The following is a 21,669-nucleotide window of genomic DNA, read 5'->3' on the forward strand; positions in this document are numbered from 1 at the left end:
CCAACCTGCGGGTCGGTGGGGGCTGGTCGCGCGGTTCCCCGTGCCCCATTCGGGACGCGGTGGCGCACCCGGCCTCACCAGGGTCGCTCAGGCCGATACCGATGGACTGCGTTCAGTGATGGAAACCGGTGGCCGCGTCCGTGTCCCGAGGCGACGGACGCGGCTGCCGGCGCAGTTCGGGCAACAGCCGCTCCAGGTCCTCCACGAACAGCTCGGCGAGGTCCGCGGAGAACCCGTTGCGGCACACGACCCGCAGTACGGACAGGTCCTGGCGGTTCTCCGGGAACGTGTACGCGGGCACCAGCCAGCCGCGCTCGCGCAGCCGCCGCGAGACGTCGAAGACGTCGTACGCGGTCACGTCCGACCCGGTCGTGAAGGCGAACACGGGCAGCTCGTCGCCCCGGGTGAGGAGCCGGAAGTCGCCCAGTGCCTCGATCCGCTCGGCGAGGGAGCGCGCCACGTCCCGTGTGCACTGCTGCACGGTCCGGTAGCCGTCGCGGCCCAGCCGCAGGAACGTGTAGTACTGCGCGACCACCTGGGCCCCGGGGCGCGAGAAGTTGAGCGCGAACGTCGGCATGTCGCCGCCCAGGTAGTTGACGCGGAAGACGAGTTCCTCGGGGAGCGCCTCCTCGTCCCGCCACAGCGCCCAGCCGACGCCCGGGTAGACCAGCCCGTACTTGTGCCCCGAGGTGTTGATCGAGGCCACGCGCGGCAGCCGGAAGTCCCACACCAGGCCCTCGTCGAGGAAGGGCGCCACCATGGCTCCTGAGGCCCCGTCGACGTGCACGGGGATGTCGAGCCCGGTCCGCTCCTGGAGCGCGTCCAGGGCCGTACAGAGGTCCGCGATCGGCTCGTACGACCCGTCGAAGGTGGACCCGAGGATCCCGACGACCCCGATGGTGTTCTCGTCGCACAGTTCGGCCGCCGCCTGCGCATCGAGATGGAACCGCTCGCCCTCCATGGGCACCTGACGCGCCTCCACCTCCCAGAAGTTGCAGAACTTGTCCCAGCAGACCTGCACGTTGACGCCCATGACGAGGTTCGGCCGGACGTCCCGCCCCGGATACCGGTCGGCGTTGCGCGCCGCCCACCGCCGCTTCAGCGCCATCCCGGCGAGCATGCACGCCTCACTCGAACCGGTGGTCGAACAGCCCACGGCGGCGGCCGGGTCGGGCGCGTTCCACAGATCGGCGAGCATCGCCACACAGCGCCGCTCCAGCTCGGCCGTGCGCGGGTACTCGTCCTTGTCGATCATGTTCTTGTCCCGGCACTCTCCCATCAGGACCCCGGCCTGCGGCTCCATCCAGGTGGTGACGAACGTGGCCAGGTTGAGCCGCGAGTTGCCGTCGAGCATCAGTTCGTCGTGCACGAGCTGGTACGCCGTCGACGGTGGCAGCGGGGCGTCCGGGAGCCGGTGCGTGGGCGGAGCCTCGGTCATACCGCCGACCGGATTGGCCTCACCGTGGAAGGGGTTCACCGCCATCGGGCGCCTGTCGGGCTTCCCGGGACCTCGGTGGAGCGGCATGCAGTCTCCTCGTGTCTCCTGGTGAAGGACGCTCGGCCGGTGCTCACGAACACCCTAAGCGGGCGAAAGCGGCACAACATCCGGAGGGGGCGTACGGCTTGCACCTCACGCGACGTGAGGCGCCAGCCTGGAACACGTACCCACCAGGGACAGACACAAGGGACCGCAGGCAGGGGACCGGAAGGGAGCGGGAAGTGGGCTACTCGGTCGGCCAGGTCGCCGGTTTCGCCGGGGTCACGGTGCGCACCCTGCACCACTACGACGAGATCGGCCTCCTCGTGCCGGGCGGACGCAGCCACGCGGGCCACCGGCGCTACAGCGATGCCGACCTCGACCGGCTGCAGCAGATCCTGTTCTACCGGGAGCTCGGTTTCCCGCTCGAACAAGTCGCCGCACTGCTGGACGATCCGAAGGCGGACCCGCGCGCGCGGTTGCGCCGTCAGCACGAGTTGCTGACCGTCCGGATCGAACGGCTCCAGAAGATGGCGGCGGCCGTGGAGCACGCCATGGAGGCACGCAGAATGGGCATCAACCTCACGCCCGAGGAGAAGTTCGAGGTCTTCGGAGACAAGGACCCGGAGGCACACGCGGAGGAGGCCGAGCGCCGCTGGGGCGGCACGGAGGCGTACGCGGAGTCGCAGCGCCGCGCGGCCACGTACACGAAGGACGACTGGAAGCGCATGCAGGCCGAGGTGGCCGACTGGGGCGAGCGCTACGGCGCCCTGATGACCGCCGGTGAGCACCCGGCCGGTGAGGCCGCCATGGCCATGGCCGAGGAACACCGGCGCCACATCACCAGATGGTTCTACGAATGCACGTACGACATCCACCGCGGCCTCGCCGACATGTACATCTCCGACGAGCGCTTCAAGGAGTTCTACGACTCCATGCGTCCGGGTCTCGCCGAACACCTCCGGGAGGCGATCACGGCGAACGCGGCCCGGCACGGTTCATAGCCGCCTGGCCCGGGGTCACTCCCGGGCCAGGACCACCGCGGTCCCGTACGCGCACACCTCTGTGCCCACGTCCTGCGCGTCCGTCACGTCGAAGCGGAACGCCAGCACGCCGTTGGCACCACGCGCGCGTGCCTGTTCGACAAGGCGTTCCATGGCCTGATTGCGGGTCTCGACGAGAGTCTTCGTCAGCCCCTTCAACTCGCCACCGATCATCGACTTCAGCCCGGCCCCGATCTGGCTGCCGATGTGCCGCGACCGCACGGTCAGTCCGAAGACCTCGCCGATGACCTTCTCGACCCGGTAACCGGGTACGTCGTTCGTCGTCACGACCAGGACGTCGGACTCGGGTCCCTGGCCGCCGCCGTACTCTTCGATGCCCATAACCTCACAGGGTGGCCCCAGTTCCCGCACAGCGCACCCCGTAGTGGCGCATGGAAGCTGAGGGAACCTGGAGGGGCCACATTGCGTTGATAGCTTTGGCCCACTCATTTCTGCCAAGCCTCAGGAGCCCGGAACAGTGACGACGCTTGCCCTCGGACCGAGCTGGCTGGATCCGGACTACCTGTTGAACCAGTTCGGCATCTGGGGTCTGCTCCTGATCGTGTTCGCCGAGTCCGGCCTGCTCATCGGCTTCTTCCTGCCGGGCGACTCGCTGCTGTTCACGGCGGGCCTGCTGATCACCGCGGGCACCCTGGACTTCCCCCTGTGGGGGGCGGTCGTTCTGATCTGTGTCGCCGCGATCCTCGGCGACCAGGCGGGCTACATGTTCGGCAAGAAGGTCGGCCCGTCGCTCTTCAGCCGCCCGGACTCCCGCCTCTTCAAGCAGGAGAACGTCACCAAGGCCCACGAGTTCTTCGAGAAGTACGGCCCGAAGTCCCTGGTCCTGGCCCGCTTCGTGCCCATCGTGCGCACGTTCACGCCGATCATCGCCGGCGTCAGCGGCATGAAGTACCGCTCGTTCCTCATCTTCAACGTCCTCGGCGGCATCCTCTGGGGCGCGGGCGTCACCCTGCTCGGCTCCTGGCTCGGGAACATCGACTTCGTCAAGAAGAACATCGAACCGATCCTGCTGCTGATCGTCTTCCTCTCGGTCGTCCCGATCATCATCGAGTTCGCCCGGGCCCGCAGCAAGGCCAAGAAGAACCCGCCCCAGCAGCCCGAGCCCCCGGCCCACCAGCAGTACCAGCAGCAGTACCAGCAGCCGATGGACGACGCGACGACCCAACTCCGCCGCATCCCCCCGGCCCAGCAGGCCGAGGACCAGAGTCACGACCAGGGCTACGGTCAGCAGTACGCCCGGCAGCAGTACCCGCAGGGCTACCAGCAGCAGCCGCACAACCAGCAACAGCCGTACAACCAGGACTACGGCTACCAGCAGCAGGCCCGGCAGCAGTACCCGTACGGCGACCAGAACAACAACGGTTACCCGCAGAACTGAGGGTTGGGCAGCGTACCCAGGGGCGCGGGGCTGTGACATCTGCGGCTCCGCGACGTGGGCGCGACAAGCCATATCGGTCCCGCGCCCGCCACACAGCAGAACCTCCCGAGCTCCCAGGCACCCTGCGCTAGAACCCTCGCGTCCGCTTGGCGGCCCGCCGCCCCCCGGCGGAGCCGCTGGGCAGCCTCAGGAACAACCGCGAGATCTCCGACCCGAGATTCACCCCGATGGCAATGGCCATCGCGAGCGCCGCCGCCTTCGACAGCGACACCAGCCCCGCGTCCATATCGTTCTGCGCGATCGACAACAGCCCGAAGTACGTCGCCGACCCCGGCAGCAGGGGCCCGATCGCCGCCGTGGTGTACGGCAGAGCCGACGCGTACCGGTATCGCGACAGCAGCTGCCCGAACAGCCCGACCAGCCCTGCCGCGACGGCGGTCGAGGCCACGGGTGAGAAGCCCCCGGTGTTGTGCATCGCGCCGTACACGGTCCAGGCGACACCCCCGTTGAGCGTCACGACGAGCACGGTGGATCGTTCCTGCTGAAGCAGGACCGCGAAGGTCAGCGACAGCAGCATGGAGGCGCCGATCTGCCACAGTGGCTCCGCGGTGCCCAGGGCCGCGTCCGGATTGAACTCGGCCCCCAGCTCCACGCCGAAGTACAGGATCACCAGCACCCCGACGACGATGCCCACGAAGAAGTACATGACCTCCAGCAGGCGTGCCGACGCGGTGATGTAGAACCCGGTCAGCCCGTCCTGCACCCCGGCCACCAGCGCCCGCCCGGGCAGCAGGGCGAACAGCCCGCCGGTCACCACGGCGGACGCCTTCACGTCCACGTCCGCGAGCGTCAGCGCGACCCCTATCGCGGCCGGCGGCATCGCGGCCACCGTGAACTGGTAGAACTCCGGCAGCCCCCGCCCCGCGCACAGCCACGCCAGCCGGTCGCCCAGCATCGCGCCGAGCGCCGCCGCCACGAACACGATCAGGCCACCGCCGACGAGGACGGAGGCGGCGCCCGCGAGCAGCCCGGCGGCCACGGTGAGCGCCCAGCCGGGATACGGGTGCCGGTTGCGCCGGATCTCCGCGAGGCGCCTGTACGCCTCTTCCAGGGAGGTGGCGGTCTCCGAGTCGCTCAGGTCGTCCACGAGCCCGTAGACGGCCGCCAGGCGCGTGTAGTCGGTGCCCCGGCGCCGGACCGTCCGTGACGCCGTCACCGGATCCTCGACGAGCGAGGGCTGGTACGAGATGGACAGCAGGGTGAAGGTGACGTTCGGCTCGCAGCGGTCGAGGCCGTAGGACCGGCAGACGGCGAACATGGCCGCCTCCACGTCCTCGGCGCCCTCGCCGCCCGCGAGAAGCAGTTCGCCGATGCGCAGAGTCAGGTCGAGCACGCGCGGGACGGCCGGTCCGCCCTCCTCGGCCGCCTTCTGGAGCCGCTCCGGTGCGGGCCGCTCGGCCACCGGCATCCGCAGCATCGTGCGCATCCGGTCCTGCCAGGGCACGTCCTTGGTGACACTCACCACAGGGATACCGCTGGGCGGCGTGAACGCGGGCGCGCGGTACGTACGCGGGGTGCTGAAGGCCGAGGCCGACCCAGCGGCATCGCCGCCGGGCGCCTGCGGAACGTCCAGCCCGTCCGGCAGGACGAACTCGGAGGTGGTCTCGGCCTCACCGGCGACGGGCCTCGGCGGGGCCAGACCCTCGGGAAGCGCGAACTCGGAGGTCGTGGACGACTCCCCGTCACCACCGCCCGACGCGCCACCCACCAGGGGAACCGCGTAAACACCCCTGGCCTCGTCCGATGCCGGCTTGCGGTCCTCGTCCGTCACTCGGTATCGCTCCCTGCGCGTGCCCCTCAAGTACGCCCCTCAGTATGCGCACAGGCACCGAAACGGCCGCGCGGCCCCCATGAGGACCGCGCGGCCGGATGTCTTTCGCAGTGCTCGCACCGCAACCATCAATCGAGCAACCACGGCTGACTGGGCAACCACGGCGGCGAGGAACCAGCTCCGCGAGAGCGGCGCCGGTTCAGGCGCAAAGAGGAGTCCTCAGTGGCCGCCCTGCTCCTTGAGGCGCTTGTACGACCGCTCGATCTCGGCCTCGGCCTCCGTGCGGCCCACCCAGTCGGCGCCCTCGACGGACTTGCCGGGCTCCAGGTCCTTGTAGACCTCGAAGAAGTGCTGGATCTCCAGACGGTCGAACTCCGACACGTGGTGGATGTCCCGCAGGTGCTCCACGCGCGGGTCGTGCGCGGGCACGCACAGCAGCTTGTCGTCGCCGCCGGCCTCGTCCGTCATCCGGAACATGCCGATCGCACGGCACTGGATGAGGCAGCCGGGGAAGGTCGGCTCGTCCAGGATGACCAGCGCGTCCAGCGGGTCGCCGTCCTCGCCGAGGGTGTTCTCGACGAAGCCGTAGTCGGCCGGGTAACTGGTCGAGGTGAAGAGGCGACGGTCCAGACGGATCCGACCGGTCTCGTGGTCCACCTCGTACTTGTTCCGTGAACCCTTCGGAATCTCGATCGTGACGTCGAACTCCACCGGTGGCTCCTCCATGATCAGCACATAGTTCTGGTGGTTAAGTGTCCCTCACGCAGGTGTGTGATCGCGAAAGGGGCTGGTGGTCGTGCCGGAGCTGAGGCCTTGGCGGGCCGCGAGGCCGCGTGTGGCGCGGCTGGCGCGAACCGTACGACCGCGTCTCACCCGGGCCACGGCAACGGTGAAACCGCAGCTGGGACGGGCCAGGGCGGCCGTGAGACCGCAACTCGAACGAGCGACGGCGACGGTGAAGCCGCAACTCGCGCGAGCCGGACGAGCCACAGCCGCGGTGAAACCGCGGGTCGCGCGGATCACACAGGCGGTGGGACCGAAGCTGTCCGGTCTCCCGATGCCGAAGACCCTGAAGGCACTGCCGCTGTCGATGCCGAAGACCCTGCGGACCTGGCAGTACACCGCGGGCGCCGCCACCGCCGGACTGGCGTTGACCGCCGGCGTGGTGACCGCCGCCGGCCCCTGGGACTCCTCCGGTCAGCGTACGGCCGAGCGGGACTGGGCAGGCGCCCAGGAACGACCTGGTGGCACAGATCACGGTCGTAATTCTGGTACGTCCGACACATCCGGTACCTCCGGTACGTCGGCCGGGGCGCCCGCGCCCGCGCCGAGCGCCGCCTCCGTGCTGACCGGCCTCGGCAGCACCACCGGCACCCTGAAGGCGGCCCCCGGCGCAGAGGCCCTCGCGGCCGTCCTGGACCCGCTCCTGAGGAACCCCGCGCTCGGCACCCGCCGGACGGCCGCCGTCGTCGACGTGGCCACCGGGAATCGCCTGTACGGCCTGGGCGCCGGCGAGGCGCTCGTCCCCGCCTCCACCACGAAGATCGCCACGGCCGTCGCCGCGCTCTCCGCGATGGGCGCCGACCACCGCCTCACCACCCGGGCCGCCCTGGAGCCCGACACGAACGAACTCGTCCTGGTCGGCGGTGGCGATCCCACCCTGACGGCCCGTACGGACCCGGAGGGCTGGGCGAGCCTGCGCACCCTGGCCGACTCGACGGCCGCCGCCCTGGACAAGCGCGGCGTACGCCAGGTGACGCTGTCGTACGACACCACGCTCTACGACGGCCAGGAACTCCACCCGATCGGGGTCAACGACAACCTTGCCCCGGTCAGCGCCCTGATGACCGACGAGGCCCGCACGGACGGCTCGACCAGCGGACCGGCCCCGCGGGTCACCGACCCGGCGGCGGACGCGACCCGCACCTTCGCCGCCCTGCTCGAGAAGCACGGCATCAGGACGAGCTCCCCCGGCCCGTCCAAGGCCACGGGCCGCGCCACCACGCTCGCGACGGTGTCCTCGCCGCCGCTCTCGGACCTGGTCGAGCGCATGCTGACCAACAGCGACAACGACCTCGCGGAGGCGCTGGCCCGCCAGACCGCGCTCGCGACGGACGTCCGGCCCGACTTCGCGGGCGGCGCCCGAGCGATCCACACCCAGCTGGGAAAGCTCGGGCTGCCCATGTCGGGCGTCCGCTTCGCGGACGGCAGCGGCCTGAACCGCGCCGGCCTCCTCACCCCCGACCTCCTCACGGCCCTCCTGGCCAAGGCCGCCGACCCGTCCCACCCCGAACTCCGCCCGGCCCTCACGGGCCTCCCGGTGGCCGGCTTCACGGGCACCCTGAGCGCCCGCTACACGGACGGCGCGGCAGGCATCGTACGGGCCAAAACAGGCACCCTGACCGGCGTGAACGCCCTGGCGGGCACCGTCGTCGACCGGGACGGCCGCCTCCTGGCCTTCGCCTTCCTGGCCGCGCACACCACGAGCCCGACGGAGGCCCAGGCAGCCCTGGACCGCACGGCAACGGCACTGGCAGCCTGCGGCTGCTGAGCGCTCCGCCGGACCGGCGGCGACCTTGTCCGCGGGCCGGTGGGGGCTGGTCGCGCCCATGCGGCGGAGCCGCAAGCCGATACGGTCCCGCGCCCCTACGGGCGCGGTCCCCGCACCCCCTCCCGACCTCGCCGCCCTGCCCCCAGCGGAGTTGCTCCCGTACGGTTGACGCATGACGAGCATCGGTGGTGCTGCATCTGCTGGGATGGTCGACTGGAATCTCGCGGTGGCGACCGCGACCCGGCTTGTTCGGCCGGGCCCCGAGGTGAGCCGTGACGAGGCCCGGGCCATCGTCGCGGAGCTGCGACGGCACGCGAAGGTATCGGAGGAGCACGTCCGGGGCTTCACCCGGATGGGAACGGACGCCGCCCACGACACCCCCGTACTCGTCGTCGACCGCCCAGGCTGGGTGCGGGCGAACGTCGCCGGGTTCCGCGAGGTGCTCAGGCCGCTGCTGGAAAAAATGCAGGAGCGGCGCGGGAGTTCACCGGGCGGGGCCGTGTTCGGCGCGGTCGGCGGCAAGGTCACCGGCGTCGAACTGGGGATGCTGCTGTCGTTCCTGTCGTCCCGGGTCCTCGGCCAGTACGAGACCTTCGCCCCGGCCACCCGCGAACTCCCGGCGGGCGCGAACGGCGGCGGCCGACTGCTTCTCGTCGCGCCGAACATCGTGCACGTGGAGCGTGAACTCGACGTGGAACCCCACGACTTCAGGCTCTGGGTGTGTCTGCACGAGGAGACACACCGCACCCAGTTCACTGGCGTGCCCTGGCTGCGGGACCATCTGGAGGGCGAAATCCAGTCGTTCTTGGCGGAGACCGACGTCGACCCCATGACGTTCCTGGAACGCATCAGGGAGGCCGCGCAGTCCCTCGCGGGCGGCCGGCCGGAGGGCGAGGAGGACGACGGCGGGCGTTCCCTGGTGGAGCTGGTGCAGACGCCGGCCCAGCGGGAGATCCTTGGCCGGCTCACCGCGGTCATGTCCCTCCTTGAGGGACACGCCGATTTCGTGATGGACGGAGTGGGCCCCGCGGTGGTGCCCTCCGTGGCCGAGATCCGGGAGAAATTCCAGCAGCGACGGGCCAAGGGGGCCTCCCGGCTGGACCTCGCCCTGCGCAAACTGCTCGGTCTGGACGCCAAGCTCAAGCAGTACCGGGACGGCGAACGATTCGTCCGCGCAGTCGTCGACCAGGTCGGCATGGACGGCTTCAACCGCGTGTGGACCTCCCCGAACACCCTTCCTACGAAGACGGAGATCGCCAAACCGGCGGACTGGGTCGCGCGGGTGCACCGCAAGGCGGAATCGTGAGCCCTCGGAGTACGTGGTGAAACAAATCCGGCCGACGGCAGGTGAACGCCCCTTCAATCACCCGTCCGAGGGACCGTGGGGCATGCGTAGGCGTGCAATGCTCGGGGAACCGCCCATCTCTGTCACCATCTACACACTCTGAGTGACCGGACTCGGCTCACCTCCCGAAAATTTCATGAAGGGAACCGGACATGGGTCCCCATCCTGCGGTCGCGGCGATACGCCTGGCGGTTCGCCGCGCCCTCCACGACGTCCTCACCGCGCACACCCCGCCCCACAGCATCCTCCCCGCCCCCACCACTCCCGGCGAGTCCTCCCCGCTCGTCCTCGTGGCGTGCTCGGGCGGTGCCGATTCCATGGCGCTCGCCTCCGCTCTCGCGTTCGAAGCGCCCAAACTCGGTGTGCGGGCCGGCGGCGTCACCGTCGACCACGGTCTGCAGCCCGGCTCCGACCTCCGCGCCGACGAGGTCGTCCTGCGCCTGACCGAACTCGGCCTCGCCCCGGTCGAGTCGGTCGCCGTCACCGTCGGCCGTGAGGGCGGCCCCGAGGCCGCCGCCCGCGACGCCCGGTACGCCGCGCTGGACGGCGCCGCCGAGCGCCACGGCGCCACCGCTGTCCTCCTCGGCCACACCCGTGACGACCAGGCCGAGACCGTACTGCTGGGCCTCGCCCGTGGCTCCGGCATCCGTTCCCTGTCCGGGATGGCGGCTGTCTCAGGGCGGCCGGGAGCCCCCGGCCGCTACCGCCGCCCGTTTCTCCAGCTCGACCGGCAGACCGCCCGCAAGGCGTGCATGGTCCAGTCCCTCCCCGTCTGGGACGACCCGCACAACGCCGACCCGGCCTACACCCGGTCCCGGCTGCGCCACGAGGGGCTGCCCGCCCTGGAGAAAGCCCTCGGCAAGGGCGTCGTGGAGGCCCTCGCCCGCACGGCCCAGCTCTCCCGCGACGACGCCGACGCCCTCGACACCTGGGCCCGTCAGGCCGAGGCCTCCGTACGGGACGCGGCGGGCCTCCTGGAGTGCGCCAAGCTCTACGCCCTGCCGCCCGCCGTACGCCGTCGCATCCTGCGCAGTGCCGCCATCGAGGCGGGCGCCCCGGCCGGTTCGCTGTTCGCCCGCCACATCGAGGAAGTCGACCGGCTGATCACCGGCTGGCGCGGTCAGGGAGTCATCAATCTCCCCGGCCGGGTCGTCGCCCAGCGGCAGGGTGGCAGACTGGTGATTCGGCAAGGCTGAATCTCACCCCCCTTCGGGGAGGGGTCGGCGAGCCAGGAAAATGGCGACGACCGAAAGTGATGCGGGTGGACGCGAAAGACATGGGTGCCGACCTCAAGTCGGTACTCATCACCAAGGAAGAGATCGACGCGAAGCTGGTTGAGCTGGCCGCGAAGATCGACGCGGAGTACGCGGGCAAGGATCTGCTGATCGTCGGTGTCCTCAAGGGCGCGGTGATGGTCATGGCCGACCTGGCCCGGGCGCTGTCCACCCCCCTCACCATGGACTGGATGGCCGTGTCGTCGTACGGCGCGGGCACCCAGTCCTCCGGTGTGGTGCGGATCCTCAAGGACCTCGACACCGACATCAAGGGCAGGCACGTCCTCATCGTCGAGGACATCATCGACTCCGGGCTGACCCTGTCCTGGCTGATCTCCAACCTGGGCTCCCGCGAGCCCGAATCCCTGAAGATCTGCACCCTGCTGCGCAAGCCGGAGGCCGCGAAGGTCGCCATCGAGGTGGAGTGGGTCGGCTTCGACATCCCGAACGAGTTCGTGATCGGCTACGGCCTCGACTACGCGGAGAAGTACCGCAACCTCCCGTTCGTCGGTACGCTCGCGCCCCACGTCTACGGCGGCTGAGTCCGGCGGCCGCTGAGCCAATGGGCCGGTCCTGTGGGACGTCCGGGAACCACGGCGGGCTTCGCGCCGTTGGAGCATGCGTGGACGGGATTGCCAGCGGCCGTGCGCCTTCGGGTGACAATGCTGGGGTACCGTCCGAAGAGCAGTCTTCAGAACAGTCTTTGTCAAACTCACTATGGCAGGAGGGACGGGGCGGCACCGCTCCGTATGGATGGACGTGAAGCGATACTTCCGTGGGCCGGTCATGTGGATCGTGCTGGCCGTCCTTGCCGTGGTCGTGTTGATGCAGGTCGTCGGCTCGTCCGGCGGCTACAAGACGGTGGACACAGGCCAGGTCGTTCAGGCGATCAACGACAACAAGGTCGAGCAGGCCAAGATCACCACCGGTGACGAGCAGGTCATCAAGGTCCAGCTCAAGGACGGCCAAAAGGTCGAGGGCAGCTCGAAGATCCAGGCGAGCTACATCGGCGACCAGGGCGTCAACCTGGCGAACACTCTCCAGGACAAGTACCAGAACAAGCAGATTCCGGACGGCTACACGGTCTCTCCGACCAAGCAGAACGCGTTCGTGAGCATTCTGCTGTCGCTGCTCCCCTTCGTCCTCATCGTCGTCGTGTTCCTGTTCCTGATGAACCAGATGCAGGGCGGCGGCTCCCGGGTCATGCAATTCGGGAAGTCCAAGGCCAAGCTCATCACCAAGGACACCCCGAAGACGACGTTCGCGGACGTCGCGGGCTCGGACGAGGCCGTCGAGGAGCTCCACGAGATCAAGGAGTTCCTCCAGGAGCCGGCCAAGTTCCAGGCCGTCGGCGCCAAGATCCCCAAGGGTGTGCTCCTCTACGGGCCTCCCGGTACGGGCAAGACGCTGCTCGCGCGTGCTGTCGCGGGCGAGGCGGGCGTTCCGTTCTACTCGATCTCGGGTTCCGACTTCGTCGAGATGTTCGTCGGTGTCGGTGCCTCCCGCGTCCGTGACCTCTTCGAGCAGGCCAAGGCGAACGCCCCGGCGATCGTCTTCGTCGACGAGATCGACGCGGTCGGCCGCCATCGCGGCGCCGGCCTCGGCGGCGGGCACGACGAGCGCGAGCAGACGCTCAACCAGCTGCTCGTCGAGATGGACGGCTTCGACGTCAAGGGCGGTGTGATTCTCATCGCCGCCACGAACCGTCCCGACATCCTCGACCCGGCGCTGCTGCGTCCCGGCCGCTTCGACCGCCAGATCGCGGTCGACCGCCCGGACATGCTGGGCCGTCTGGAGATCCTCAAGGTTCACCAGAAGGGCAAGCCGGTCGCTCCGGACGTCGATCTGTCGGCGGTCGCCCGTCGCACGCCGGGCTTCACCGGCGCGGACCTGAGCAACGTCCTCAACGAGGCCGCGCTGCTCACCGCCCGCAGCGACAAGAAGCTGGTCGACAACGCGTCGCTGGACGAGGCCATCGACCGCGTCGTGGCGGGTCCGCAGAAGCGGACCCGGATCATGTCGGAGAAGGAAAAGAAGATCACCGCGTACCACGAGGGCGGTCACGCCCTGGTCGCGGCGGCCTCCCCGAACTCCGACCCGGTCCACAAGATCACGATCCTGTCCCGCGGCCGGGCCCTCGGTTACACGATGGTGCTCCCCGACGAGGACAAGTACTCCACCACCCGCAACGAGATGCTCGACCAGCTGGCCTACATGCTGGGCGGGCGCGCGGCGGAGGAGCTGGTCTTCCACGACCCGACGACGGGCGCCGCGAACGACATCGAGAAGGCCACGGCGACGGCCCGCGCGATGGTCACGCAGTACGGCATGACCGAGCGCCTCGGCGCGATCAAGTTCGGCGGCGACAACACCGAGCCCTTCCTGGGCCGGGAGATGTCGCACCCGCGCGACTACTCGGAAGAGGTCGCCGCGCTCGTCGACGAAGAGGTCAAGAAGCTCATCGAGAACGCGCACAACGAGGCCTGGGAGATCCTGGTCGAGAACCGCGACGTCCTCGACGCCCTGGTGCTCGAGCTGCTGGAGAAGGAGACGCTGAGCAAGGAGCAGATCGCCGAGGTCTTCGCTCCCATCATCAAGCGCCCGGCCCGCCCCGCGTGGACCGGCTCCTCCCGCCGTACGCCGTCCACCCGCCCGCCGGTGCTCTCCCCCAAGGAGCTGTCACTGACGAACGGGACCAACGGCTCGGCGCCGGCGATCACCGCCAAGGCCGGAGCCACCGAGTCCGCCCCCGCGACGGAGCAGATGCCGGAGGACCGCACGGAGAGCTGAAGTCCCGGCTCTCCGGCCCCCTCCCGCTCAGTGGGCCCGGAATGGATGCCGCGCCCCCCAGGTTCTAGCCTGGGGGGCGCGGCATTTCGGTATGTCCGCACGTGCGACGCGTGGTCCACACGCGTGACAGGGACAGGAACGAGGCACGAAATGACCCACCCCGTGACGCTTGACGGCGAGGGCACGATCGGTGAGTTCGACGAGAAGCGGGCGGAGAACGCCGTACGCGAACTGCTGATCGCGGTCGGCGAGGACCCGGACCGAGAGGGCCTCAAGGAGACGCCGGGGCGGGTGGCACGGGCGTACCGGGAGCTTTTCGCGGGGCTCTGGCAGAAGCCCGAGGACGTTCTGACAACGACGTTCGATCTGGGGCACGATGAGATGGTCCTTGTGAAGGACATCGAAATCGTATCTCTGTGTGAGCATCATCTCCTGCCGTTCCATGGTGTGGCGCACGTCGGGTACATCCCGGCCGAGACAGGCAAGATCACGGGCCTCTCGAAGCTGGCACGCCTCGTTGAGGTGTTCGCCCGTCGCCCCCAGGTGCAGGAACGGCTCACCACGCAGATCGCGGACTCCCTCATGCGCATCCTGGAGGCACGGGGCGCAATCGTCGTCATCGAGGCCGAGCACATGTGCATGTCGGTACGCGGCATTCGCAAGCCCGGTGCCAAGACCACGACGTCGGCGGTGCGCGGGCAGCTTCGGGATGCTACGACCCGGGCTGAGGCAATGAGTCTGATAATGGCTCGCTGACCTGATTGTCAGTGGTGCCCGACAGCGTCCTCGGCCAGCGGCATAAATCGTTGGTCGAGGGGGATCGTAGCGGGATACGGGCTGCCCAGTCGTCAGAAGGTGAACGGGGCTGGCGGGCGTCTGCGGGCGCGCGCACGGGACGTGAAGGTCGGTTGTCAGCTCTGGACGTTGGACGGCGACCGCACAGTGCGGACCTCAGTCATGGCCGTGGAGACCGTCAAGGGCCACGAGGTCGTGGACATCGTGACTGATCACGTGACGTTCACCGTCGCGCCCGGTCACATGCTGGGCACACCTGACGGGTGGGGTCACGCGAGAGACGCTGCGGGGATCGTTGGTGAGTGTCAGGTGGCCGGTGCCGTGCCCGCGTTGTCGTCGTCCTCCGGGAGTTTGCAGACTCGCTCCAGGAAGAAGGCCGCCGCAATGACGGCGATGCCCGCCAGGACCGAGAAACCGGCGTAGATGGCCTGGTCGCGGCGGGCCGGGATGTCCAGGGACTCCAGGAGGAAGGCGCCCGTGCCGCCGTACATCCCGGCGACCAGAGCGGCCACCAGGGCGCTGGCCTGGCCGAAGACGACCGCGCGGGCGGCCATCAGGGGGTCGACGCCCTTGGCACCGGGACGCCGGTCGCGCTGGGCCTTGAGGCGGGCGCGGAGGGAGAGGGCCGTGGCCAGCAGGACCGCGGCGATCAGGGCGAGGACGACGGGAGCGGCCAGCGGGACGCTGGGAAGTGTCCCCACGGAGTTCCACAGCCGGGCGACCGCCCAGGAGAGCACTCCGGCCACGGCGAACACGCCGGCCAGCATCTTGACGCGCAGCTCTCTCACGGTGCCCCTTCAGCTCCCCAGAACGGACCACCGACCTGTGGTCGTCACGACCTTAACGGCTATTCCGGCAACTGGAGTTCCAGGTCGGCGCGGGGCGCGACACCGTCCAGCACGACGGTCTCCAGAAGGCCGGCCACCGGGCCGCGGCCGGGCAGCTGAGCCTCGGGGTCCACGTCGTGCCAGGGGGCGAGGACGAAAGCCCGCTCATGGGCGCGCGGGTGGGGGAGGGTGAGGGCCGGGTCGTCGGAGACCTCGTCGGCGTACGCGACGATGTCGACGTCGATCGTGCGCGCACCCCAGCGCTCCTCCCGGACCCGGTGGAAGGCCTCCTCGACCGCGTGGGCGCGCTCCAGGAGCGAGGACGGGGGGAGGGTCGTCTTCAGGACGACCACAGCGTTGAAGTACGACGGCTGGCTGCCCGCCGGCACGCCCCACGGCTCCGTCTCGTAGACGGGGGAGACCGCCTTGATGCGGACGCCCGGGGTGTCCTCCAGGGCGTCGATGGCCCCCTGGAGGGTCTCCAGGCGGTTGCCGAGGTTCGAGCCGAGGGAGATGACGGCGCGTTTCGGGTTGTGCAGCGTGGTGTCGGCGGCGTCCACCTGCTGGACCACGGAGGCGGGCACCGGCTGGACGGTCGGGTCGCTGTGACTCTCGGTGAACGAGGTGGTCATACTCGGCTCCGGGTGATGGTGATGGTCACGTCGTCGAAGGGGACCGTGATCGGTGCGCCCGGTTTGTGGACGCACACCTCGACCTCCTGCACCCCCTGGTGCTTCAGACAGACCTGCGCGATGCGCTCGGCGAGCGTCTCGATGAGGTCGACGGGCTCGCCCTCGACGACGGCCACGACCTCCTCCGCCACGATGCCGTAGTGCACGGTCTTCGCCAGGTCGTCGCCGGCCGCGGCCGGACGGGTGTCCAGGCCGAGGGAGAGGTCCACGACGAAGGTCTGGCCCTCTTCCCGCTCCTGCGGGAACACACCGTGGTGTCCACGGGCCCTCAGGCCGCGCAGCGCGACACGATCCACGCGAATCACTCCTGCAATCGTCGTTGGCGGCCGCTGTGGACCGGGTGCGCCCGGCCCGGCGGCCACTTCCGAATCTACCTGCGGGCACTGACAGTGCCCGCCCCACGAGGGGCCCGTCCACGTGATGACGAGGAGGGTTCATCGGGTGTTTCCCCGTGGGAACGCGGCTGCTCACGGGCTGGTAGCCGCACTTACCCCGTCTTCTCGATTCCAACCATGTTCGGCCGCGACAAGCCGCGTTCGGCCCAGGCGGATGTCAGGAGGGTGTGTCGTCGGCCTCGTCCTCGTCGTTCTCGGCCAGTACCGGGGACGCGTGGTGCGACCAGAGTTTCCAGCCGGCGGATGTGCGGCGGAACACATTGGTGGCGACGACCAGCTGGCCGACCAGCGGCCCCAGTTCGTCGCTGTCCTCGGGGGCCGGGCCGCCGCTCAGGATGTTCTCGGTACAGGTCACCAGGGCGGTGTCGCCGGTGACGGAGACGTGCACGTCGGTCAGGAAGAACTGGATGTACTCGGTGTTCGCCATGATCAGCGCGTACGAGCGGAGCACCTCGCCGCGTCCGGTCAGCACCGGCCAGCCCGGGTGCACACAGGAGACGACGCCGGTCTCCGCCGGGTCGTGGTACTCCTCGTCGACGCCCAGGTCGGCGGGGGTGAGCCAGAGCGTGGACAGTTCGTCGAAGTCGCCCTGTTCCAACGCCTCGTAGAAGGCGCGGTTGGCGAGCTCGACCTGCTCGACGTCGGTGTGGGGCGCGCTCACCGGGCTCCCTCTGTGCTGCGGACCGCTTCCGTGCCGCGGGCCTCCTCCACCGCGCGCGCGACCCGTACGGCGTCGGCGGTGGCGCGGACCTCGTGGACGCGGACCGCCCAGGCGCCCTGGTGGGCGGCGAGCGCGGAGACGGCGGCGGTGGCGGCGTCGCGCTCCCGTGCGGGCGGCGGGGCACCCTCGGGGCCGGCCAGTACGCGGCCCAGGAACCGTTTGCGGGACGCGGCGACCAGGAGGGGGTGGCCCAGGCCGTGCAGGCGGTCGAGGTGGGCCAGGAGGGTCAGGTCGTGATCGGCGCCCTTGGAGAAGCCGAGGCCCGGGTCCACGACGATCCGGTCGGGGGCGACACCGCCGGCCAGTACGGCGTCCACGCGCGCGTGCAGTTCGTCGACGACCTCGGAGACGACGTCCGCGTACACGCCCTTGATGCTGCCGCCCTCCAGGAAACCGCGCCAGTGCATGACGACGAAGGGGGCGCCCGATTCCGCGACGACCGGGACCATCGCCGGGTCCGCGAGGCCGCCGCTGACGTCGTTGACGAGGACGGCGCCGGCCGCGAGCGCCTGCTCGGCGACCGAGGCGCGCATGGTGTCGACGGAGACGGTGACACCCTCGGCGGCGAGGCCGCGGACCACGGGGACGACGCGCTTGAGTTCCTCGGCCTCGTCGACGCGGGTGGCGCCGGGGCGGGTGGACTCGCCGCCGACGTCCACCAGGTCGGCGCCCTCGGTGACCAGGTCGAGGCCGTGCTTGACGGCGTTGGTCGTGTCGAACCAGCGGCCCCCGTCGGAGAAGGAGTCCGGGGTCACGTTCACGACGCCCATGACCGCGCAGCGGTCCCAGGCCGGGAGGCCGGCGACGCGGCCGCGTCCGCTGTGGTTGTTCATGCGTTCAGCGTAGGCCCCCGGCGGTGGGGCGGGTTCTTTGGTGCGGGTGCGTTGGGGCTTGGGTTTTTGTTTCCCACCCACCCGCCCGTCTCGGTCCGTCGAACGGTTCGGTCGAAAAGCATTCTCGGTCCGGTCGGAATGCCGCCTCGGCTGGGTTGGAGGTGACCTCGGGTCCGGTTGGAATGCCGCCTCGGCTGGGTTGGAGACGGCCTTGGTCTGGTCGAAATGAACCGCCCCGGGTTCGTCGGAGAGGGCCCTGGGTCCGGTTGGAATGCAGCCTCGGTCGGGTTCGAGACGACCTTGGTCTCTTTTTGTAATGCCCTCGGTTGGGTCGGCGAACAGCCTTGGTCCGGTCGGATGTGACCCAGGCTCGGTCGGATGTGACGCCGGCCCCGCCGGATGAGACCCAGGACGGGTCGGAAAGCTTGGTCTGGGCTGTGGCCCGAGCGGACGTCCCTGGGCTGAGGGGACGACGGGGCGCCGCTCGGGCCTGTCTCTGTCACCGTGTCATGCCGCGCGTACCGTCCCTCTGTCCGCCGCCCCGTGGGCGCACGGGCGCGGGGACGACGTGCGGCGGCGCAGGAAGCGGGGGAGGGCCAGGGTCACGAAGCCCTCCGCCTGCATCGCGGCGAGGCCGATGCGGGGCAGGTCGCCGGAGGCTCGGTAGACCACAAAGCGTGGCTCCCAGCGGGGGCGGAACTTGGCGTTGAACTTGTACAGGGACTCGATCTGGAACCAGCGGGACAGGAACACCAGCAGGCCGCGCCAGGCGCGCAGCACCGGCCCGGCGCCGATCTTCTCGCCGCGGGCCAGCGCCGCGCGGAACATGGCGAAGTTGAGCGAGACGCGGGCGACGCCGAGGCGGGGGGCGGCCTCCAGGGCGGCCACGATGAGCAGTTCGTTCATGCCGGGGTCGGCCGAGCGGTCGCGTCGCATCAGGTCCAGGGAGACGCCGTCCGTGCCCCACGGCACGAAGTGCAGGATCGCCTTCAGATCGCCGTACGGGCCCGGCTGGTCGTCGGTCTTGTGGGCGGTGGCGATCAGACAGTCGCCGTCGCCCGGGTCGCCGATGCGGCCCAGCGCCATGGAGAAGCCGCGCTCGGCGTCGGTGCCGCGCCAGTCCTCCGCGGCGAGCCTGATCCGGTCCAGCTCGTTCTCTCCGAGGTCACGGATGCGCCGTACCCGGGTTTCGTAGCCCGCGCGTTCGATGCGCTTGACCATCTGGCGCACGTTGCGCATCGCGCGCCCGGAGAGGGAGAAATCCGCGACGTCCACCACCGCCTCGTCGCCCAGTTCGAGGGCGTCGAGGCCGGTCTCGCGGGTCCAGACCTCGCCGCCGGTCTCCGAGCAGCCCATGACGGCGGGGGTCCAGGAGTGGGCCTTGGCCTCGTCCATGAAGCGTTCGATGGCACCCGGCCAGGCCTCCACGTCGCCGATCGGGTCGCCGCTGGCGAGCATCACGCCGGACACCACCCGGTAGGTGACGGCGGCCTTGCCGCTGGGGGAGAAGACGACCGCCTTGTCGCGGCGCAGCGCGAAGTGGCCGAGGGAGTCGCGGCGGCCGTGCCGGTCGATGAGGGCGCGCAGCCGGTCCTCGTCCTCCTCGGTCAGGTGTGCGGCCGGGTGTTCGGGCCGGAAGGCGAAGTAGATCGTCGTGATGGCGGTCAGCAGGCCCAGGGCGCCGAGGGAGTAGCCGACGGTCCAGGAGGTGGGCCCGTCGTAGTCGACGGGGCCCTCGAAGCCGAACAGGCCGTACAGGACGTGGGTGATGCGGTCGGCGAGGCTCGGGTCGCCGTACATGTGGTCGCCGTGGGTGCTCACTATGACCAGCCCGAGCGCGAGTGAACCGGCGCTCATCAGTACGAAGTTGGTGAGCGCGCGCCAGCGGCTGCGGGGGTCGGGCAGTGCCGCGAACTCGGTGCGGTGGCGCAGCAGCACGACCAGCAGGAGTGCGGAGATGACGAGCCCGACGAGCGAGTGCCGGTAGGTGAACTGGGCCACGGCGCCGGCCGGCAGCAGGGCCACGGCGGCGCGCCAGGCGCGGCGCTTGCGGCGCCTGAGGCCGTGGGCGAGGAGCAGCAGGAGGACGCCGGTGCTGAGCGAGAGCGCGGCGGCGAACGGGCCGAGCGCGCCGGGCAGCACCTCGGCGAGCGTGTGCATCCGGCTGTGTCTGAAGCGCGGGAAGACTCCGGCGGCGATGTCTACCAGACCCACGAGCGCACAGGCCCGGGCGACCACTGCGGGGACGGCCTCGGGGCGCGGACCGCGCAGAACGCGTGGCACTCGACGTGATCGTCCCGGAACCTCGCCCGACATTTCCCCATCTATCCTGACAGACATCGCATCCCGTAGTTCTGCGAGAGACCTGGAAACCGGAGCCAATCCGGCATCCGGCGACATTGCGCCCTCTAGGACGGTGTCTCGGGGGACGAGGTTCACTCCCTCATGGAAAGCAGTTTCAAAGGACACCCAAAGCCCGGGGCAAGCCGCTGTGAAGGATGCGGGGGCGCCACCGGCGGAGAGAGTGGGCAACAGCAGTCATGGGTCTCACGAGCAAGACGGTGCTGGCGCTGGCGATCCTGGCCGCCACCCTGCTGTTCATCGGCACGATCGTTTTCTGGCCCCGGCTGGCGCGCCGCGGCCGGCGGGCCGTCGGCGGCCGGGTGGTGCTGCTGCTGGCCACCCAGGTCGCGGTGTTCGCCTCGGTCGGGTTCGCCGTCAACCAGAGCTTCGGTTTCTACGCATCCTGGGACGACCTCCTCGGCAGGGAGACCGACCAGGGCGTGGTCGTCGACCACAGCACCGGGGCCCGCGGCGGCCTCCAGGTGCTCTCCACCCGGGCGGTGAGCGTGCCGGGCGGACACCTGCCCAGGGTCGGCGGCCAGATCCAGAAGATCGGCGTCGTCGGCAAGGAGACAGGCATCACCTCTCCGGCGTACGTCTATCTGCCACCGGAGTACTTCCAGCCGCAGTACGCGAAGCGCACCTTCCCCGTGGTCGTCGTGCTGACGGGCTATCCGGGCACCTCGGAGTCCCTCGTCACCAAGCTCGGCTTCCCGCACACCGCGAACGGGTTGGCGAGCGAGGGCAGGGCGCAGCCGATGATCCTGGTGATGCTGCGGCCGACCGTGGCGCCGCCCCGGGACACCGAGTGCGTGGACGTGCCGGGTGGGCCGCAGACGGAGACGTTCTTCGCCCGGGACCTGCCCGCGGCCGTCGCCGGCCACTACCGGGTCGGGTCGAAGCCCGCCAGTTGGGGCATCATCGGCGACTCGACGGGCGGCTACTGCGCGCTGAAGCTCGCGATGCACCACCCGCGCGTGTACACGGCGGCGGTGGGCCTCTCGCCCTCCTACAAGGCGCCGATCGACGCCACCACGGGAGACCTCTTCCAGGGCGACAAGCAGTTGAAGCACCATGCGGACCTGGAGTGGTACATCAGGCACGTGCCACCGCCAGACGTCTCCCTGCTGGTCACCACCAGCAGACACGGAGAGGCCAACTACGGTCCGACGATGCGGTTCGTGGATCTCGTCAGGACGAAGGCCCCGACCAGGATCTCGACGATCGTCCTGGAAAGCGGCGGCCACAACTTCAACACCTGGCGGCGCGAGATCCCCGCTTCGCTGGAGTGGCTGAGCCGACGACTGGCGGACCGCTGACGCCGCCACGCCTGACGAGGACCCGGACGCCCCA

The 21,669-nt window shown here is 70.0% G+C and carries 19 protein-coding genes; 9 read left to right on the forward strand and 10 right to left on the reverse strand.

Going from position 1 to position 21,669, the window contains the following annotated elements; genetic code table 11:
* Positions 1-112: 112 nt before the first annotated feature.
* The gene (locus RB628_RS16750; RefSeq protein ID WP_318321233.1) at positions 113-1,525 is read right to left on the reverse strand and encodes a glutamate decarboxylase; all 1,413 of its coding nucleotides are present in this window, start codon (positions 1,523-1,525) and stop codon (positions 113-115) included.
* Between the two features lie 194 nt (positions 1,526-1,719).
* Between RB628_RS16750 and RB628_RS16755 the strand changes: the two genes are divergently transcribed.
* Positions 1,720-2,481 carry a MerR family transcriptional regulator gene (locus RB628_RS16755; protein WP_318321234.1) on the forward strand — a complete coding sequence of 254 codons (762 nt, stop codon included), beginning with the start codon at positions 1,720-1,722 and terminating at the stop codon, positions 2,479-2,481.
* 15 nt (positions 2,482-2,496) lie between these two features.
* Here RB628_RS16755 and RB628_RS16760 read toward each other — a convergent pair whose 3' ends face one another.
* On the reverse strand, positions 2,497-2,862 hold the full coding sequence (locus RB628_RS16760; RefSeq protein ID WP_318321235.1) for a YbjQ family protein: 366 nt from the start codon (positions 2,860-2,862) through the stop codon (positions 2,497-2,499).
* 136 nt (positions 2,863-2,998) lie between these two features.
* On the opposite strand from RB628_RS16760, the gene RB628_RS16765 reads away from it, so the two are divergent.
* Positions 2,999-3,919 (forward strand): DedA family protein, encoded by a 921-nt coding sequence (locus tag RB628_RS16765; RefSeq protein WP_318321236.1) that lies wholly within the window; start codon positions 2,999-3,001, stop codon positions 3,917-3,919.
* A gap of 127 nt (positions 3,920-4,046) precedes the next feature.
* On the opposite strand, the gene RB628_RS16770 is transcribed toward RB628_RS16765, so the two are convergent.
* Both RB628_RS16770 and RB628_RS16775 read right to left on the reverse strand, forming a co-directional pair.
* The gene (locus RB628_RS16770) at positions 4,047-5,750 is read right to left on the reverse strand and encodes a threonine/serine ThrE exporter family protein (protein ID WP_318321237.1); all 1,704 of its coding nucleotides are present in this window, start codon (positions 5,748-5,750) and stop codon (positions 4,047-4,049) included.
* 219 nt (positions 5,751-5,969) lie between these two features.
* Positions 5,970-6,461 carry an inorganic diphosphatase gene (locus RB628_RS16775; protein WP_318321238.1) on the reverse strand — a complete coding sequence of 164 codons (492 nt, stop codon included), beginning with the start codon at positions 6,459-6,461 and terminating at the stop codon, positions 5,970-5,972.
* 79 nt (positions 6,462-6,540) lie between these two features.
* Here RB628_RS16775 and dacB point away from each other — a divergent pair, with 79 nt between their 5' ends.
* The 6 genes from dacB to folE all read left to right on the forward strand — a co-directional run bounded on the left by dacB (position 6,541) and on the right by folE (position 14,466).
* A complete protein-coding gene (dacB, locus tag RB628_RS16780) occupies positions 6,541-8,301 on the forward strand; it encodes a D-alanyl-D-alanine carboxypeptidase/D-alanyl-D-alanine-endopeptidase (RefSeq protein WP_318321239.1) in 1,761 nt (586 codons plus the stop codon).
* Between the two features lie 172 nt (positions 8,302-8,473).
* Positions 8,474-9,607 (forward strand): zinc-dependent metalloprotease, encoded by a 1,134-nt coding sequence (locus tag RB628_RS16785; RefSeq protein ID WP_318321240.1) that lies wholly within the window; start codon positions 8,474-8,476, stop codon positions 9,605-9,607.
* A 191-nt stretch (positions 9,608-9,798) separates the two neighbouring features.
* A complete protein-coding gene (gene tilS / locus RB628_RS16790; protein ID WP_318321241.1) occupies positions 9,799-10,842 on the forward strand; it encodes a tRNA lysidine(34) synthetase TilS in 1,044 nt (347 codons plus the stop codon).
* 59 nt (positions 10,843-10,901) lie between these two features.
* Positions 10,902-11,462, forward strand: a complete 561-nt coding sequence (gene hpt / locus RB628_RS16795; protein WP_318321242.1) for a hypoxanthine phosphoribosyltransferase — start codon at positions 10,902-10,904, stop codon at positions 11,460-11,462.
* A 211-nt stretch (positions 11,463-11,673) separates the two neighbouring features.
* A complete protein-coding gene (ftsH, locus tag RB628_RS16800) occupies positions 11,674-13,710 on the forward strand; it encodes an ATP-dependent zinc metalloprotease FtsH (protein WP_318321243.1) in 2,037 nt (678 codons plus the stop codon).
* Positions 13,711-13,860: 150 nt separating this feature from the next.
* Positions 13,861-14,466 carry a GTP cyclohydrolase I FolE gene (gene folE, locus RB628_RS16805; RefSeq protein WP_318321244.1) on the forward strand — a complete coding sequence of 202 codons (606 nt, stop codon included), beginning with the start codon at positions 13,861-13,863 and terminating at the stop codon, positions 14,464-14,466.
* 344 nt (positions 14,467-14,810) lie between these two features.
* Here the strand turns inward: folE and RB628_RS16810 are convergent, their stop codons facing one another.
* The 6 genes from RB628_RS16810 to RB628_RS16835 all read right to left on the reverse strand — a co-directional run bounded on the left by RB628_RS16810 (position 14,811) and on the right by RB628_RS16835 (position 20,289).
* Positions 14,811-15,293: a DUF3180 domain-containing protein gene (locus RB628_RS16810; RefSeq protein WP_318321245.1), complete on the reverse strand. Its 483-nt coding sequence runs from the start codon at positions 15,291-15,293 to the stop codon at positions 14,811-14,813.
* 59 nt (positions 15,294-15,352) lie between these two features.
* Positions 15,353-15,964: a 2-amino-4-hydroxy-6-hydroxymethyldihydropteridine diphosphokinase gene (folK, locus tag RB628_RS16815; RefSeq protein WP_318321246.1), complete on the reverse strand. Its 612-nt coding sequence runs from the start codon at positions 15,962-15,964 to the stop codon at positions 15,353-15,355.
* Positions 15,961-16,320, reverse strand: a complete 360-nt coding sequence (gene folB / locus RB628_RS16820) for a dihydroneopterin aldolase (RefSeq protein WP_318321247.1) — start codon at positions 16,318-16,320, stop codon at positions 15,961-15,963. Before folB ends, folK begins: the two co-directional genes overlap by 4 nt.
* A 256-nt stretch (positions 16,321-16,576) precedes the next feature.
* Complete coding sequence (locus tag RB628_RS16825; protein ID WP_318321248.1) at positions 16,577-17,080, reverse strand: nuclear transport factor 2 family protein; 504 nt, start codon at positions 17,078-17,080, stop codon at positions 16,577-16,579.
* On the reverse strand, positions 17,077-17,973 hold the full coding sequence (gene folP, locus RB628_RS16830; protein WP_318321249.1) for a dihydropteroate synthase: 897 nt from the start codon (positions 17,971-17,973) through the stop codon (positions 17,077-17,079). Before folP ends, RB628_RS16825 begins: the two co-directional genes overlap by 4 nt.
* A gap of 507 nt (positions 17,974-18,480) precedes the next feature.
* Entirely contained in the window at positions 18,481-20,289 is a 1,809-nt protein-coding gene (locus tag RB628_RS16835) for a phosphatidylglycerol lysyltransferase domain-containing protein (RefSeq protein WP_318321250.1), read from the reverse strand.
* A gap of 224 nt (positions 20,290-20,513) precedes the next feature.
* On the opposite strand from RB628_RS16835, the gene RB628_RS16840 reads away from it, so the two are divergent.
* On the forward strand, positions 20,514-21,635 hold the full coding sequence (locus RB628_RS16840) for an alpha/beta hydrolase (RefSeq protein ID WP_318321251.1): 1,122 nt from the start codon (positions 20,514-20,516) through the stop codon (positions 21,633-21,635).
* Positions 21,636-21,669: the final 34 nt, after the last annotated feature.

It is taken from the genome of Streptomyces sp. ADMS (assembly GCF_033441795.1).
GTDB lineage: Bacteria > Actinomycetota > Actinomycetes > Streptomycetales > Streptomycetaceae > Streptomyces.

What these genes read in the sequence shown, in the direction of transcription:
- RB628_RS16840 (WP_318321251.1), top strand. Translation starts at nt 20,514, where the DNA reads ATGGGTCTCACGAGCAAGACGGTGCTGGCGCTGGCGATCCTGGCCGCC.
- tilS (WP_318321241.1), top strand. Translation starts at nt 9,799, where the DNA reads ATGGGTCCCCATCCTGCGGTCGCGGCGATACGCCTGGCGGTTCGCCGC.
- folK (WP_318321246.1), bottom strand. Translation starts at nt 15,964, where the DNA reads ATGACCACCTCGTTCACCGAGAGTCACAGCGACCCGACCGTCCAGCCG.
- RB628_RS16750 (WP_318321233.1), bottom strand. Translation starts at nt 1,525, where the DNA reads ATGCCGCTCCACCGAGGTCCCGGGAAGCCCGACAGGCGCCCGATGGCG.
- folE (WP_318321244.1), top strand. Translation starts at nt 13,861, where the DNA reads ATGACCCACCCCGTGACGCTTGACGGCGAGGGCACGATCGGTGAGTTC.
- RB628_RS16835 (WP_318321250.1), bottom strand. Translation starts at nt 20,289, where the DNA reads ATGTCGGGCGAGGTTCCGGGACGATCACGTCGAGTGCCACGCGTTCTG.
- RB628_RS16785 (WP_318321240.1), top strand. Translation starts at nt 8,474, where the DNA reads ATGACGAGCATCGGTGGTGCTGCATCTGCTGGGATGGTCGACTGGAAT.
- hpt (WP_318321242.1), top strand. Translation starts at nt 10,902, where the DNA reads ATGCGGGTGGACGCGAAAGACATGGGTGCCGACCTCAAGTCGGTACTC.
- RB628_RS16760 (WP_318321235.1), bottom strand. Translation starts at nt 2,862, where the DNA reads ATGGGCATCGAAGAGTACGGCGGCGGCCAGGGACCCGAGTCCGACGTC.
- folP (WP_318321249.1), bottom strand. Translation starts at nt 17,973, where the DNA reads ATGAACAACCACAGCGGACGCGGCCGCGTCGCCGGCCTCCCGGCCTGG.
- ftsH (WP_318321243.1), top strand. Translation starts at nt 11,674, where the DNA reads ATGGACGTGAAGCGATACTTCCGTGGGCCGGTCATGTGGATCGTGCTG.